General features: G+C 54.9%; 16 protein-coding genes. 10 read left to right on the top strand and 6 right to left on the bottom strand.

From position 1 onward, the window contains the following. The first annotated feature begins 3 nt into the window (after window positions 1–3). The 9 genes from BUE18_RS03290 (at window position 4) to BUE18_RS03250 (ending at window position 5042) form a co-directional block, all read left to right on the top strand. Entirely contained in the window at window positions 4–381 is a 378-nt protein-coding gene (locus BUE18_RS03290) for a DUF2703 domain-containing protein (RefSeq protein ID WP_073472790.1), read from the top strand. A gap of 17 nt (window positions 382–398) precedes the next feature. Further along, on the top strand, window positions 399–629 hold the full coding sequence (locus BUE18_RS03285) for a thioredoxin family protein (protein WP_015949449.1): 231 nt from the start codon (window positions 399–401) through the stop codon (window positions 627–629). A 24-nt stretch (window positions 630–653) separates the two neighbouring features. Beyond that, window positions 654–1067, top strand: coding sequence for a thioredoxin family protein (locus tag BUE18_RS03280; RefSeq protein ID WP_083610730.1), 414 nt, complete (start codon window positions 654–656; stop codon window positions 1065–1067). Then, window positions 1057–1773, top strand: a complete 717-nt coding sequence (locus BUE18_RS03275) for a cytochrome c biogenesis CcdA family protein (protein ID WP_073472789.1) — start codon at window positions 1057–1059, stop codon at window positions 1771–1773. The genes BUE18_RS03280 and BUE18_RS03275 overlap by 11 nt, the downstream gene beginning before the upstream one ends. A gap of 112 nt (window positions 1774–1885) precedes the next feature. Further along, on the top strand, window positions 1886–2410 hold the full coding sequence (locus BUE18_RS03270; protein WP_073472787.1) for a (Fe-S)-binding protein: 525 nt from the start codon (window positions 1886–1888) through the stop codon (window positions 2408–2410). 23 nt (window positions 2411–2433) lie between these two features. Next, the gene (locus BUE18_RS03265) at window positions 2434–2874 is read left to right on the top strand and encodes an arsenate reductase ArsC (protein WP_073472785.1); all 441 of its coding nucleotides are present in this window, start codon (window positions 2434–2436) and stop codon (window positions 2872–2874) included. 24 nt (window positions 2875–2898) lie between these two features. Further along, complete coding sequence (locus BUE18_RS03260; RefSeq protein ID WP_073472783.1) at window positions 2899–3354, top strand: arsenate reductase ArsC; 456 nt, start codon at window positions 2899–2901, stop codon at window positions 3352–3354. A gap of 41 nt (window positions 3355–3395) precedes the next feature. Next, window positions 3396–4478, top strand: coding sequence for an ACR3 family arsenite efflux transporter (arsB, locus tag BUE18_RS03255; RefSeq protein WP_073472781.1), 1083 nt, complete (start codon window positions 3396–3398; stop codon window positions 4476–4478). Window positions 4479–4625: 147 nt separating this feature from the next. Further along, a complete protein-coding gene (locus BUE18_RS03250; RefSeq protein WP_073472780.1) occupies window positions 4626–5042 on the top strand; it encodes a VOC family protein in 417 nt (138 codons plus the stop codon). Window positions 5043–5080: 38 nt separating this feature from the next. On the opposite strand, the gene mgtE is transcribed toward BUE18_RS03250, so the two are convergent. Then, window positions 5081–6466 (bottom strand): magnesium transporter, encoded by a 1386-nt coding sequence (mgtE, locus tag BUE18_RS03245; RefSeq protein ID WP_073472779.1) that lies wholly within the window; start codon window positions 6464–6466, stop codon window positions 5081–5083. 529 nt (window positions 6467–6995) lie between these two features. On the opposite strand from mgtE, the gene BUE18_RS03240 reads away from it, so the two are divergent. Further along, window positions 6996–8885, top strand: a complete 1890-nt coding sequence (locus tag BUE18_RS03240; RefSeq protein WP_073472777.1) for an Ig domain-containing protein — start codon at window positions 6996–6998, stop codon at window positions 8883–8885. Window positions 8886–8941: 56 nt separating this feature from the next. Here the strand turns inward: BUE18_RS03240 and BUE18_RS03235 are convergent, their stop codons facing one another. The 5 genes from BUE18_RS03235 to BUE18_RS03215 all read right to left on the bottom strand — a co-directional run bounded on the left by BUE18_RS03235 (window position 8942) and on the right by BUE18_RS03215 (window position 15141). Further along, window positions 8942–9763: an EFR1 family ferrodoxin gene (locus tag BUE18_RS03235; RefSeq protein WP_073472775.1), complete on the bottom strand. Its 822-nt coding sequence runs from the start codon at window positions 9761–9763 to the stop codon at window positions 8942–8944. A 15-nt stretch (window positions 9764–9778) separates the two neighbouring features. Further along, window positions 9779–10342: a class I SAM-dependent methyltransferase gene (locus BUE18_RS03230; protein ID WP_073472773.1), complete on the bottom strand. Its 564-nt coding sequence runs from the start codon at window positions 10340–10342 to the stop codon at window positions 9779–9781. 47 nt (window positions 10343–10389) lie between these two features. Continuing rightward, entirely contained in the window at window positions 10390–10803 is a 414-nt protein-coding gene (locus BUE18_RS03225) for a MarR family winged helix-turn-helix transcriptional regulator (RefSeq protein WP_170868246.1), read from the bottom strand. A gap of 135 nt (window positions 10804–10938) precedes the next feature. Next, entirely contained in the window at window positions 10939–12867 is a 1929-nt protein-coding gene (locus BUE18_RS03220; protein WP_073472769.1) for a methyl-accepting chemotaxis protein, read from the bottom strand. A gap of 273 nt (window positions 12868–13140) precedes the next feature. Beyond that, window positions 13141–15141: an oxidoreductase gene (locus BUE18_RS03215; protein ID WP_073472767.1), complete on the bottom strand. Its 2001-nt coding sequence runs from the start codon at window positions 15139–15141 to the stop codon at window positions 13141–13143. Window positions 15142–15467: the final 326 nt, after the last annotated feature.

Genomic DNA, 15467 nt, shown 5'->3' with positions numbered 1-15467 from the left:
TTCATGAAGATAATCAAGCTGGAATGGCGGCGTTTGACCCAAGGCGGCAAGACTTGCGATCGTTGTTCGGACACAGGGTGGGAGGTGCGCCGTGCGGCCAGCGAGTTGAGAAAATTGGGATGGGAGGTCTTGCTGGAGGAAATTCCTCTGGATGAAGAAAGCCTGGATCAGTCCAATATCATCCTGATTAACGGCGTCCCCATTGAAGAGATTCTGCCGGGGGCGCAAAAATCGGAAAGCTGCTGCGCGTCCTGCGGCGAAATGTTGGGCGCTCCGGTTATGTGCCGGACCGTACAATACAATGGAACAACCCACGAGGCCATCCCCGCTTCCATGATCATGGAGGCTGCGGCCTTATGCAAAGAAGAATTTTCGGAGTAAACGAGAAAGGAGATGCAATGGATATTAAAGTTTTGGGGCCCGGGTGCAAGAAATGCGAACAAACCGCCAAAATCGTCAAGGAAGCCCTGGCTGAAGCCGGCGTGGAAGCCAATGTGGAAAAGGTCACCGACATGATGGAAATCGCGGGCTACGGCGTCATGGCCACTCCCTCCGTGGTGGTGGACGGCCAAATGAAAATCGCAGGCAAGGTTCCCAAGAAGAAAGACGTTCTTTCCTGGCTAAAGTAAATAGGCTTATCAAGGGGGAATTCAATGAAAAGGCTGATCTTGATCAACCTGCTATTTCTTTTTATGCTGCTGCTTCACAGTCCGGCGGCGTCCCAGGATGCCGCCGGGGAGCCGATTCCGCAAGTCCCGACCCCGGGCATGGTCACCATGCTGGATTTGGGCGCCCACAAATGCATTCCCTGTAAAATGATGGCGCCGGTCATAGAGGAATTGCAAAAGGAGTATCAAGGGCGGGCGTCCGTCATCTTTATCGACGTGTGGCAAAACAGGGAGGAAGGCGCTAAATACAGCCTCAGAGCCATCCCCACCCAGATTTTTTACGACGAGACCGGCAAGGAAGTCAGCCGTCATGTAGGCTATATGGACAAAAAGAGCATTGTCGCCATGTTTGACAAACTGGGCGTCCCTAAAACCAAGGCGGCCGGCAATGCTCAATGATTTTTTCGTTACCGTAAACCACTGGATGTCCGGAGGGCTCCTTGCCGCTGCATTTGGCTGTCTGCTGTGGGGAATGATCAGCGTGCTTTTGTCTCCCTGTCACATGGCTTCCATCCCTCTGATAGTCGGATATGTCGGGGGGCAGGATAAAATCCTGGAAGTTAAGGGGGCGGCGAAATACGCCGCCGCCTTTACTTTTGGCTTGTTCATAACCATCGCCGTTCTTGGCGTCGTGTGCGCCGTCCTGGGGCGGATGATGGGGGATGTAAGCCCCTATTGGACCATCCTGGTGGGCGCCATCCTGCTTTGGGTCTCCCTGGATATGCTGGGGGTTCAAGCCTGCTCCATGTCCTCCGGCGCCATGTCCAGGCTGCGGGTCAAGGGGATAGGCGGCGCTTTTATTCTCGGCCTGGCCTACGGAATTCTTTCCGGATCATGCACCTTCGGGTTTATCGCCCCTATCCTGGCCGTCATTACGGTCCAGGAAAAAATTGCAACCGGCGTCATGATGATTGTATTGTTTGGGATCGGCCATTGCATTCCCATTGCAGCGGCTGGATCCAGTGCAGCGCTGGTGCGCAAGGTTTTGTCGAACAACGCCTTTCAACGGGGAGGCGCCTGGTTTCGAAAAGGCGCAGGCGTTCTGGTGGCCGGACTCGCCGTCTATTTCATCGTCCGGCCGTTTTTGCAAAATCCTCTGGTTTAAACGCCGTAATAAAGGCGCAGCCTAAAAAGCCGGTAAATCTTTTGCTACAACTCAACCTTACTAACGCAAATCAAACAAACAAGGTTTAATCTGCAACCTGCGGAGGAAGTTTATGATTCTGGAAAGCTACTCCAAACGCATCACCCGGCCGGATTGCAACCACAGTTTTGAGTCCGTGGTGTGCATAGCCAGCCTGGATTCGGATGTGGGAGATGCCCTGCCCTATCTGAACGCCGAGTTGGGCGGCATTGAATACCACAAGGACCCGCCCACGGTCATGTTCCGGGTGAATAATCGGATCATCAAGGTGGGCGCCCGGGAAATCGCTATCAACGCCCTGGCGGATGAGGCGGAAGCGGACAAAATTCTGACCTGGATGATCAACGAAATCAACCGGGTCTGGGAGGAAAGGGATTCCATAACCCCCTGTTACGAAGGCAAAAAATCGCCCCAGTTCCTGGAGATCCTCAAGCGCCTCCCAAAAACCAATTGCAAAAAATGCGGCCAGCCCACGTGCATGGTTTTCGCCAACCTGGTGCGGGAAGGCGGCAAGGGCGCGGAAGACTGCCCGGAATTGACCGGAGAAAAACTGGAAAGCCTGCAGGACTATCTGGCGGATTTCGACTTTGACGCCTGATAAAGGCTTTTGGAGATATAATCATGTCTGAAGAACTCATCAAAATCCTGTTTTTGTGCACCGGCAATTCCTGCCGAAGCCAGATGGCCGAAGGCTTTGTCAATCACTTGAGAAGCGACGAGTTCCGGGCCTGGTCCGCAGGCGTCGAGACCCACGGGCTCAACCCCCTGGCGGTCAAAGTGATGGCCGAAGTCGGGATCGACATTTCCAGCCACACCTCCAAGCTGGCGGACCAATTTCTGGACAAGGACCTGGATTACGTAGTCACGGTTTGCGACCATGCCAAGGAATCCTGCCCCATGTTTTTGGGCAGGGCCAAAAAGGTCCACGCAGGCTTTGAAGATCCTCCCGCTCTGGCCGCTGACGCAAAAACAGAAGAAGACGCTCTAGTGTATTACAGAAAGGTCAGGGACGAAATCCGGGCCTTTGTGGAAGCCATGCCCGATAATCTGAACAATGACTGACCATTTTCAAAAAGGGGATTTACCATGCAAAAAACGCGCGTTTTATTCGTCTGCGAACACAACTCCGCCCGGAGCAGAATGGCCGAGGCTTTTTTAAACGCCCTGGCAGGCGACCGGCATATGGTGGAAAGCGCAGGTTTTGATATCGCGCCGGTGAATCCCCTGGCAGCCAAGGTCATGGCTGAGCTTGGCATGGATATTACAGCCAAGGAATCCCAAAAGGTTTTCGATCTTTATAAATCCGGGCGCATATATGAATTCGTAATCACCGTCTGCGACGAGTCCCTGGCCGAGCAATGCCCTGTCTTTCCCGGCATTGTAAGGCGCTGCCATTGGAGTTTTCCCGATCCCTGGAACTTGGAGGGAAGCGAAGAAGAACAGTTGGAGAAAACCCGGGCGATCCGCGACCAGATCAAAGGCGCCGTGGAAGAATGGCTGGCGAACCCGGAGCAATGCTGCACATTAAAACCCGGCGAATAGCCAACCGCAATTTTATCTGATAATTTACAGCAGGGGGCCGAATGAGCGACGCCAAACGACTTTCATTTTTGGACCGTTTTTTGACTTTATGGATCTTTGCGGCCATGGCTTTAGGCGTGGTTAGCGGCTACCTTTTTCCGGATATCAAGAACGTCATTAACCATTTTTCCGTGGGAACCACCAATATTCCCATCGCCGTAGGCCTTATACTCATGATGTATCCGCCTTTGGCCAAGGTCAAATATGAGAAGCTCGGCCTTGTTTTTCGCGATTTCAAGGTATTGAGCTTGTCTCTGGTGCAAAACTGGGTCATAGGCCCCATTCTTATGTTCGGTCTGGCCATTGCATTTTTGTCCGGCCATCCGGAGTACATGGCCGGCCTTATCCTCATCGGCCTGGCCCGGTGCATCGCCATGGTAATCGTCTGGAACGACCTTGCTTCCGGAGACAGGGAGTATTGCGCCGGCCTGGTGGCCTTTAACTCCATTTTCCAGGTCCTGTTCTTTTCCGTATACGCATGGTTCTTCATCACTGTCGCGCCCGGTTGGATCGGCCTGGCGGGCATGGAAGTGGATATTTCCATGGGCCAGATTGCCGAAAGCGTGTTCATCTACCTTGGGATTCCTTTCATCGGCGGAGTGCTTTCCCGGGTCATCGGTCTGAAAACCGTAGGCGAAAAACGTTACGAAGAAAACTTTCTGCCCAAAATCAGCCCCATTACACTGATCGCTCTTTTGTTCACCATCCTTGTAATGTTTTCCCTCAAGGGCGAGTACATTGTGCAACTGCCCCTGGATGTTCTTCGCATTGCCGTTCCGTTGTGCGTATATTTTATCGTCATGTTCTTTGCGTCTTTCGTCCTCTCCATGAAAGCCGGGGCCACCTACGAACAATCCGCCACCCTTTCCTTTACAGCCGCCTCCAATAATTTCGAACTGGCCATCGCCGTGGCCGTGGCCGTTTTCGGACTGGATTCCGGCCAGGCTTTTGCCGCGGTAATCGGGCCGTTGGTGGAGGTGCCTGTGCTTATTGCCTTAGTCAACGCTGCTTTGTGGTTTAAGAAAAAATACTTCCCCTTTGAAAAACAAACGCCCACAGGCGTGTGCCACGTGACGTGCGAGTAAAATCAGGCTGCGCATTCCGTCAAAACAGGGGGCGGCCCAAATCGTGGATGACCGGCGGGAGTGCGGCATTGATTGCAGGTTTGCTTTTATGCCAACCAATGCTACTTATCAAATCCAACATCCAATTACTTAGACACCGGAGGATTTATGAGGCCGAGAATCAGCATGATCACCCTGGGCGTTCGGGATATGGACCGGGCGGTCCAATTTTATGAAGAAGGCCTGGGGCTTCCCAAAATGGACTACGACCCGGCGGTCGCCTTTTTCACCCTGAACGGAACCTGGCTGGCATTATACCCCTGGAACCTGTTGGCCGAAGACGCCCAGGTTCCGGCGGAAGGAAAGGGATTCCGGGGCGTGACCCTGGCTCATAATCTGGCCTCGGAAGCTGCGGTGGACGCGTTCATGGCTCAAGCGCTTGAAGCCGGGGCGGCCCAGATCAAGCCTCCCCAAAAGGTTTTCTGGGGCGGGTACTCGGGATATTTCGCCGACCCGGACGGGCATCTTTGGGAAGTCGCGTACAATCCTTATTTTTGGATCGGCCCCAAGGACGAAGAGGCCTGATGATAAAGGCGGGGGGAGCCCCCCCGCCCTTCTCCCTTTTACACGCCCAAAATCAACTTGGCCGACGTGAAGTAGATGAGCAGCCCGGTGATGTCCACCACCGTGGTGAGAGCCGGGCTGGCCACAATGGCCGGGTCCCATTTCATCTTTGCTGCAAACAAAGGCAAAATCGCCCCCGCCAGGGTGGCGGTAACCACCTGCAACGCCAGGGCGGCGGCTATGGCGAATCCCGCCTTGGCCAGGGAAATTCCCATGGGGATGTTGTCTCCGCGGGAAAGAAACATGACCTTAAGCCAGGACAGCCCCCCCAGAATCAACGCCAGCAAAACCGAAATTTTCAATTCTTTGTAAAGCACCCTGAACGTATCCTTGGGCGAAATTTCCTTTAAGGCCAGGGCTCGCACCACCACGGTCGCCGACTGGCTGCCCGTGTTTCCGCCGGTGTCCGCCACCATGGGCATATACAGCGCCAAAATCAACATGTGCATGAGGCTGGCCTGAAAGGAATGGATGATCACGCCGGATATCAGCCCCAGGGCGGCAAGGCCCACTATCCAGTATGCGCGATTTTTAAAATGAATCCAGGACGGGGTTTTAAGATACACGCCGGCTTCGTGGGCTCCGGTGATGGCCGCCAGTTTCTCCATATCCTCCGTGGTTTCCTGGGTGATGACATCCAAGGCGTCGTCATGAGTGAAAATTCCCACCAGAGCGTCGCCTCCGTTGACGACAGGCAGGGCCAACAGGTCGTATTTCTGGATTTTCCTGGCAGAGGCTTCCTGGTCGTCCTCCACCCGGGAAAAAATCACATCCTTGTGCATGATGTCCCCCACCCTTGCGTTGCGCCGCGCCGTAATGAGGTCCTTTAAGGATACAAATCCAAGCAGCCTGCGTTGTTCGTCCACCACATAGGTGTAATAAATGGTTTCCTTGTCCGGCGCTGCTTCGCGCAAGCGGTCGATGGCCTGGGATGCAGTGAGGTCCGCTGAAAGCGCGGCGTAGTCCGAGGTCATTACGGCGCCGGTGGTTCCCTCTTTATACGAGGCCAGGCGGCGGATATCCTCCCGCTCAGCCTGGGCCAGGGCCGGCAGCACGTTTTCCTGCAGTTCGCTGCTCATTTTCTTGAACAAGTCGGCCCGGTCGTCCGGGGGCATCTCCGCCAACAGGCCGGCAAGGTCCTTCCGGGACATCCCGGAAGCCATGCTCGCCTGAACGTCTTCATCCAGATGGCTGAAAATCTCTGCGCCCAAAGGGGCCGGAGCATGGCCAAGGACAACCCGCGCTTCGCTGTCCGGGAAGGAAGACAGAGCGTCGGCGATGTCGGCCGGATGATAGGATTGGCAGTAATTTCTTATGGATTGATAATCGGCGTGCGCGAGCATTTCGCGCAGTTCAATGATGTGGAGCGGATTTTTGATGTTCATGATTCACCTCCTTTTCAGCCGCGGCGAAAACGCATGGCGGCCGGAGGCGAATCAACAGGCTAGAACGGACCGGAGAGCCTGCCTATCGCGGAAGGGGCTGCATTGCGTGTACGCCGCAAAGCATGGGCGCATGGGCGCCAGACGATTTTTGCGTCCTGACAACGGGGACTGTGACTGTCTCCTGGGTCGTTCATGGGGCTTTCTCCTAGTGATTTCTGATATACGGGGGCAAACCTCCGCCCCCCTTAGCCGAGGGGGATTATCCTCCTGATCATATGGGAAGGCAAGAAAAAAATTCGGCCAGAATCACTTCCGGCTTAACAGGCTAGTTAAATGACATTTATAAAATTTTACACTGACTATGATTTCTCATTTTTTGCCATTAAAGGTCATATCCATCCTTGACTAATACGGATGCGTGTGGCACGGTTCAGGCTAATTCAACAATCGTACAAACTTGTTTGCAATTGGTTTGCAGAGGGGACGTTTTTTCGGCAAGCAATTGGTTTTTTGCTTGTGAGGGAGAGCAATGCCCAAAGACACCCGTTTACTTACTATCTTGATGCTGGCTTTGTTTTACTGGGTTCCCCAGGCTGCGGCTCAAATACCGGAAACGGAAAGAGCGGCCCTTATAGCATTGTACACAGCCGCGGGGGGAAGCAATTGGACGAATGCAGGCGGCTGGAAAGAGGAGCCTCTCGCCGAGGATGGATTCGCCCGGCCGGGAACGGAAGCCGGATGGTACGGCGTGACATGCAATAATGACGAGAGCCATGTGACCGGCGTCGCCCTTTCGGGAAACGGCTTGGCAGGGTCTATCCCGCCGGATTTATCCGCCCTGGCCCTGTTGGAGACTCTTGACCTGTCGAAAAACGCGCTCAAAGGGGAAATACCCGCTTCGCTGGGAAGCCTGAGCGCATTGGCCGGCCTGTATCTTCATCGCAACCAGTTGGAAGGCTCGTTCCCCGCCTCCCTGGGAAATTTAGGCGCCCTTGAACACCTGTACGCCAATCGCAACAACCTTTCCGGGCCTTTGCCCGAGGAGTTCTCCAGGTTGTCGGAGCTCAGGATACTGGACGTCCATCACAACTTGTTGAGCGGCGAGATTCCCGCGTGGCTGGGAGATCTTTTCTGGCTGCAACAGATATTGATCCACGCCAACAAATTTACCGGAAGGATTCCGGCGGAGTTGACCAAGCTCTTCATGCTGACCAAGCTGAACGTCAGCGAAAATCGCTTGACAGGCGGCCTGCCATGCGGCTTTGACGGCCTGTCTCAACTTCAGGAATTTCTGGCCTCCCAAAACAGCCTTTGCGGAGCCATTCCCTCGGGCATGGGAAGCCTCTCCAATCTCATGGTCCTTGATCTGAGCAACAACCGTTTTTGCGGGCCTGTTCCCGAAGAAATCGTCCACCTGACCTCCCTCCAGAACGGAAAAAACGATTTCAGGTACAATCAATTTTTTACGGATGATGCCACGGTCCGCGCCTTTATGAACGCCAAGCAGACGGGCGGAGATTGGGAATCCTATCAGATCGATTTTTTCTACGCCGGAGACCTAAACTGCGATTCCATCCTGACCCTGGAGGACGCCCTGGACGCTTTGCAATTCACAACGGCCAATGTACTCCCGTGCCGCAATCTGGGCGCCGGCGACGTCAACCAGGATGGAAAAGCCGGCATGGAGGAGGCTTTACACGCCATGCAAGCCTTTGGATCGGCGCCCGTTATCGAGGCTGTGCAGAGCAAACAAATTGAAGAAGGGAAAGCCCTGAGTTTTACCCTGCAGCTGGAAGCCCCTGGAAGCCTGCCGGTTCGATTCACCATGACCAACATGCCTTTAAACGCCTCCTTAAATCCGGAAACCGGCCTGTTCTCCTGGACCCCGGGAACTCAGGACGCTCAGGTGCACCAACCGGTCTTTTGGTGCGAGAACGCCCAGGGCGGGGGGGATTTCGCCTCCACGACGATCACCGTCACCCAGGGCATTGTTGAGGAAGGATGGGTTCTGGCGGACAACGAGCAGCCGACATCCCTGGATGTGGATTTGACCCTCCGTTGGAACACCCAGGATGCCATTGAGGCGGACGCAATCTGGAGCATCGCCCACCAATGGGGGGAAGACCCGGTCTACCATGCGTCAGTGGAAGGCTCGGCCCAAGGCGCTCCTGCCCTCATGAATCAGGATTACACAATAAACATTTCCTTCACTTCGTCGGACCCGATAACCACGGATTTTCCGTTCCTGGACGGACAAGTGATCACATACACCCTGAATCTGAAGAATATGATGTTTTATCAGGGCGCCTCGGCCGGAGATTGGGACTCCTTGCTGCCCTTATCCCCTGGCGTGGTGGAGTTGGAGCTTTCGGGAAGCGTGACAGGATCCCGGGTTTGGGGCGGCGGCCTGACCCCATGATAAAACAGGCCGGACAGCATGCGCCCGGCCCGTCGCCTGCTGCATTGACAAAAAAACTACAGATAAATTTTGCTCTGCTTTTTGTTCAGATCCTGGGGCGTGGACTTTTCCATCTCCATCCTCTGGGCGAACACGCCGCTCATGTCATTGATCTCCAAGGCGTCTTCCGGGCATGCGTCCAAACAGCCCAGACAGGCGATGCAAAGCGCGGGGTCGGCCTCCCCTTTCTCGGCATCCATGGCGCCGCTGGGGCATTGTTCCTGGCAGGCCATACACAGGCTGCACTCCTTGCCGTTTCTGGTGGGAAGCTGAGTCAGGGCCTTGAAACGAAATCCCTCGATGGCGTCCAGAAACTCCTCGTTCATATCGGTTTTTTCCAACTCGCCCAAAACGCCTGCGTCCTTGCCCGAAAAACGGGCGTAAACTGCAGCGGCATAGTCTTTTGCAACAGCAAAATCCGAGGCGTCCGGCCGCTCGGGGACGGCTTGCCAGCCGCCCCTGTTAAAGGTGTGGGCGCCCAGAAACTCGGCCGAAGCGACCACGGTGAAGCCGGCGGCCGCCAATATCTCCCTGGTGGAGTAATGGCAGGGATGCACGTGAAACCCGCCGTAGGTGAAATACATGGCCGCCTTTTTTCCCTGGCCGTTCAGGGTCTGCAGCCATTCCCGCAATACCCGGGGGGCGCGCATGGAATGGATGGGCGCCCCGAAAATCACGCCGTCCCACCCGGAGAAATCCATGGATTCCCTGCGAGCGGAGGGAACAGTGACGTCAATCTTCTCCACCTGGGCGCCCAGCCCGGCAAGGGATTGTTCAATGACGTCCGCCATCTTTTTTGTGTTGCCGGTGGCCGAAAAATATAGGACGGCAATCTTCATGTGCAGCTCCTTTCCCTATTTTATGGGTGTGCATTTCAAATATTCGGGTTTCTCTTCCGCAATGCTCCAGGCCCCGGACTCCAATATTTTGGCCTTGGTCCGCTCCCGGGGTTGGTGGCCGTCGTCAATAAACAGCAAGGCCGAAGACTTGGCAAACCGGTTGATCTCCCTCAAAAAAGCCGTGGGTTGGCTCACCATGTGGAACATGTCAAAAGCCCATACCAGGTCAACCGACTCGTCTTCCAGGGGCGCCCTGTCCTTTGCCGCCAGCACGGGTTTGACGTTGGCGAGGCCTCCCTTTTGAACCCTCTTTTGCACAGCCTCAATGGCCAGTTCATGGACGTCTATGGCGAACACCGTCCCCTTGGGACCGACCTTGCGGGAAGCCCGGGGAATATAAGAACCCGGCCCGCATCCGTAATCCGCCACCGTCATTCCCTCCCGGATGGGCAATTCCTCCAGCCGGGAGTCCACGGGAAAAAAACGGTCCCGGATGCTAAATAGGAAAGACATGCCCCGGAAGGCCCATCCGGGCATGCGATCCATCCTTTGGCCGAAGCCCTTCTCTTTCAGACTCATGATTTATGCTCCTTTGTTTAGCAGGTATACGCTTTTTGCAAAAAAAATTATCGGCGCTTCCCGAAAAAGTCGATCAGCCTGTCCAGGAACTCGTCCAAAAAAACCAACTGCTCCTCGGGCATGCCGAAAAAATACTCCTTAAACCCGCCGTCCATGGTCTCGTGCCAGTGCTCATGGGCGTAAAAGGCCACCTTGCCTTTGGACGTCAGGTGAACCAGCAAGCGGGAACTGTTGTCCGGATCCGCAATCTTGCTCACAAGCCCTTTGCCTTCCAGTTTTTTCAGGGTTTGCGACACGGCGCCCTTGGTCACGCCCATAAGCTCCGCCAAATCGGTCACGCTCACCCCCGCATGATGGCCCACGGCTTCTATCAGATGGATTTCGGCGCTGTGCAAATCCTGTTCTATACCGAACTTCCTGGGCTGTTTTTCCAGGTCCTGCCAGACCTTTACGGCTTTCATGAATTTTCCGATCAGGGAGAACGGCGTCGGCTTGTTTGAGTTCGTGTTCATGGAGGAAGTGTATAGCGACTAAACGCTTGCGTCAATCATTATTTTTCTTTCTGCTTTTTTTATGGAGCCCCAAAACCGCCTCGGTTATACCTGAAAACGGTTAGCCATATTGCTCAAAGACTCCCCAAGCTCCTTCAGGCTTCCGGTGGACTGCTCCAGTTGCCTGGCGCTGTCCATGTTTTGCTCGCACACCTGTTTTATGTTTTCCAGGGCGTGCGCCAATTGCTCCATGCCGGCCAATTGCTGGTGGCTGGAAGCGGCGATTTGCCGGGAGGACTTGGCGGATTCCGAGGAGCTTTGGGACAATCTGCGGATGGCTTCCTCGGCTTCGGAGGAGAGCATGCCTCCCTCATCCACGGCTTTGGAGCCTCGTTCCGTGGCCATGACAGCGGCGCTGGTGGCGTTTTGAATCTCGGAGAGAATGTTCCGGACCTGTTCCGTGGCCTGCTTGGACTGGTCGGCCAGGGTCTTGACTTCCTGGGCCACCACGGCGAAGCCCTTGCCGAAGTCGCCGGCTTTGGCCGCTTCGATGGAAGCATTGACGGAAAGCAGGTTGGACTGATTGGCCAATTCGTTCACGGCGTCGATGATTTCGGCGATGTTCCGGGTTTGCTCGCTCAATTTGACAATGCTTTCGGCCACATATTCCATTTCCGCTCTAATGCGCTCCATGCCGTCCAAGGTCTTGGCCGTGGCGGACAGCCCGCCTTGCGACACTTTTTCCGTGGCTTCCGCGGTTTGAGCCACTTCTTCGGCTTTTCCGCTGGAAAGGCGGACGGTTTCCTTGACTTCCTCGCCGGTTGTGCTGATTTCCGTCACCGAGGCCACCATTTCGGCGGCGCTGGCTGCAAACTGGGAGGCGGCGCCGGAAATCTGAGAGGTGAGATTGGCCAGATAATGGGCGGAATCCATGATTTCCGTAATCATGTCCTGCTGAGCGTCCATGAAGGCGTTAAACCACGAGGCCAGGTCGCCAACCTCATCCTGATTGGCGATCTTTATCCTTTGGGTCAGGTCCCCCGCTCCCTGAGCCACGTCCTTAAGGCCGTCGCGCACGGTTTTCAAGGGCTTCAGGATGGAAAACTCCAGGAAAAACCAGATGCCCAGAGCGATAAGCAGCATAAGGATCAGGCCCAGACCGATCACCCACCTGGCCATAATCCTGACGCCCTTGAGAATTTCCCGATCCTGGGCGTTGACCGCGACAAATAAGTCCGTGCCTTTCACTTTATTAATGGCCGCAGTGTAGATGATGCTCTTCCCGTCCTCCTCCCGCACCAAGTTATGATAAATTGCGTCCTCATTGCCTGAAAAGCCTGCATCAAGGCCGATATTGGTAAGATTCAAATTAAAATCAAGACCTTCATCCGGGTGAGTGAGGACCAGTCCCTGAGAATTGATCACAAAGGCGTGTCCGCTTTCCACAGTCTTTTCTTTCTCCATGAATCGGCTGCGGAAGAAAATCAAATTGATATTGGCGGTCAGGGAGCCCTTTAGGGAGCCGTTTTCCACGGCCACTTGAATTGGAATCACCGGGAGGCCGGACAGGGGGCTTTTCATCGCCTGATATATTGTGTATTTTTCATTGGAGATCAACACATTCGCGTTTTTCCCGGAATCGGAATACTTGACCGCGGCCTCCATGTCGTCAGAAACGAGGGGGGTTCCGTCAACATCCCGTAAAGTGACAAGTTCAAAAAAAGGATACAACTCCACAAGGCTTTTGAAATCCTCGGCCACGCTTTCTCGGGACGCCTGCCCCAAAAAATTGTCTTTGAGGGAATTGCGGTAATAGGCCTGCTTGGAAAGGCGAATCAGTTCAGACGTGTTTCTGCGCACCCAGGAGCCTAAATGGGCTGCCGAGGACGCCGCCTGGCTGGAAATGCGCGCCTCGGAATTCTTGACAAGCACGGTGCTAAGTTTGAAATAATTGATGGCGCCGATAATGCTTAAAAATACAAATGCGACAAGCACGGCCGGAAGCATGAACTTGATGCGGAGGCTTTTCTTCACGGGTTGGAACCTTTCCTTTTTTTATTTCATCAAGCTGGGGATGAATGCAAGAAAGAGGGCGCAAAACCCTGTTTAACGGCCTACGCCCTGTGCATATAAAAAAGGGCGCACCGTCTTGAACAACACGATGCGCCCATTGCAATTCCACACGAAATTTTGCAAAACAACATGCTTTCAGTACGTACTATCCAAACAGGCCGGAATCCAAACGGTCTGGTGCAATATAGACGGCAGCCTAACTGCCTCATTCACCAAATAAACCAACTCAGCTTGTTAAATGTTAATGGCTGCCAAAAAACCTCCGTGCACCGCTCCGTCTATCTTTCCCGGGGCTGCGCCATCCCCGATCACGGCGTAGGGGATGTCCAGTTCCTCCACCATGTTCGAAACCGTTTTTGCGGACCGGGAGCCCACGGCCATGATTACGTTGTCAAACTGCTTTTCCAGGGCCTTTCCGTCCACTTCAAACTTCACCAGCCCGCCGGCTACGGACAGCACCTTGGCGCTGGTGAGAATGTTGATCCCAAAACGCTGGGTGTTGTCCATCAACACCCACTTGGTGGACCGGCCCACGTCCTTGCCGGATTTGTCCAGCATTTCAAAAACCGTCACCTTGGACGAGCCTTCGAACATGAACTTCTTGATGCGTTCCGGCGGGACCGCATCGTAAGCCATGAGAAAATGCACGGCTTCGGGGCTGAGCGTGCCCTTTTCCGCGGCGAACATGGCGGTCTCCAGGCCCACGGCGCCGCCGCCCACAACCGCCACTTCCGGGCCCAGGGGGGGATCGTTCTTCAATACGTCCCAGGCGTTCAGCACGCAGGGATCGTCCTTTCCGTCAATGGGTGGAATCAAAGGCTCGGCGCCCTCGGCCACGATGATGTACTCCGGCGCCGCCGCCTTGATGAGCTCCGCATCCACTTCCGTGTTCAGGTGCAGGTCGATTTCAAGGCTTTCCAGCATGGCCCGGTAGTAACGGATTATTTCAAACAACTCGTGCTTATGGGGAGGCGCGCCCGCCAGCCACAACTGGCCGCCGATGTCGTCGCTTTTTTCATACAAGGCGACTTTATGGCCCGCCATGGCCGCCGTGACCGCGGCTTCCAGCCCGCCCGGACCGGCGCCGATGACCATGACTTTCTTGGGGGAGCCGGTTTTCTTCAAAATCCGCTCGCCCTCGTAGCTGGCCCTGGCGTTGAGCGCGCAAAATACGGGCTGGCCCGAAAAAACCTGGTCCGTGCAGCCCTGGTTGCAGGCCACGCAGGGACGGATTTCCTTTTCCCGGCCCGCTTGCGCCTTCATGGGCCATTCCGGGTCGGCGATCAGCACCCGGCCCAGGTTGACCATGTCCGCGCAATTGTCCCGGATGATCTTCTCGGCCAAGGCCGGCTCGGAAATGCGGTTGGACGCCATAATCGGCACATTGACCGCCTTTTTCACATTAGCCGCCAAAAAGGCGAACGCCCCGCGGGGCAGATCCATGGGAAGCTGAGGCACCTTGGTTTCGTGCCAGCCGCCGGTGACGTTGATGGCGTCGATGCCGGCCTTTTCGTAAACCTGGGCGATGGCGGGCATGTCCACGTCCGTATTCGCCCCGGGTATGAAATCATTACCGGCCATGCGGATGGTTACGGGAAAATCAGGCCCCACAGCATGTCTCAGCTTTTCGATGACTTCCCTGGGAAAGCGCACCCTGTTTTCAAAAGATCCGCCGTACTGGTCCGTGCGAAGGTTGGTCGTGGGAGAAAGAAACTGGGTGATGAGGTATCCGGCGGACCCGATGATCTCCACGCCGTCAAACCCCGCCTTTTTGGCCCGCACTCCCGCGTCCACAAAGGCTTTTTGGATTCCCGCCAACTCGTCCAGGGTCATTTCCTTGGGCGTCGCTTTGGAATAGGGGCTGAAAACCGGGGACACGCCCAAAGGCTGCTCATTGTTGATTGCGATGGGATGGGCGTAGCGCCCCGCATGAAAAAGCTGAACCCAGGCCTTGGCGCCCGCTTCGTGAATCACGTCCGCCAGCTTGGTGAACGCGGGAACCGCCTCATCGGAAGCCAGGGACAAAACGATAAATCCGGACCCGATAAAATCCACGCCCACGGGGCCGACGGTCACCAATCCGGCGCCGCCCGCTGCTCTCTCCCTGAAAAAATTGTAATAACGGTCGTTTAGACAGCCGTCATAGCTGTACAGCACCCCCAACGCCGGATAGGCTATCCGGTTTTTGATTTCCACCTTGTTGATCTTAATAGGAGAGAAAAGATAGTCGTACATACTAAACTCCTTGTAAAAGTGTTTGGGGGGTGGTTTGTTTGGGGCAATTGTAAAGAAATTGGAAAAATGCGCAAGCGAATTCTGAAAAAACGAAGGCTCGCTTAATTTCTTTCTCCGAAACAAGACCTTGAACGCTTGTTGAGCCGAACGCTCCACCCCCGAACGCCGGTCATTCATAGTATATACCTTCAACGCCGGATAAAACAAATGGACCTTTTTTCGTGAGCGGGTTAAAGTTTTTTACACAAAAGGCATTGCGAACCATTACCAGGCGAGAAAAAGCCATTCCGGAGGGCCTTTAATTTGAAATATATTATTTATAATAT

This window comes from Desulfatibacillum alkenivorans DSM 16219 (genome assembly GCF_900142135.1).
Classification (GTDB): Bacteria; Desulfobacterota; Desulfobacteria; order Desulfobacterales; family Desulfatibacillaceae; genus Desulfatibacillum; species Desulfatibacillum alkenivorans.
Note: the sequence above shows the minus strand (reverse complement) of the source record. Positions and strands in the feature narration are given on the sequence as shown.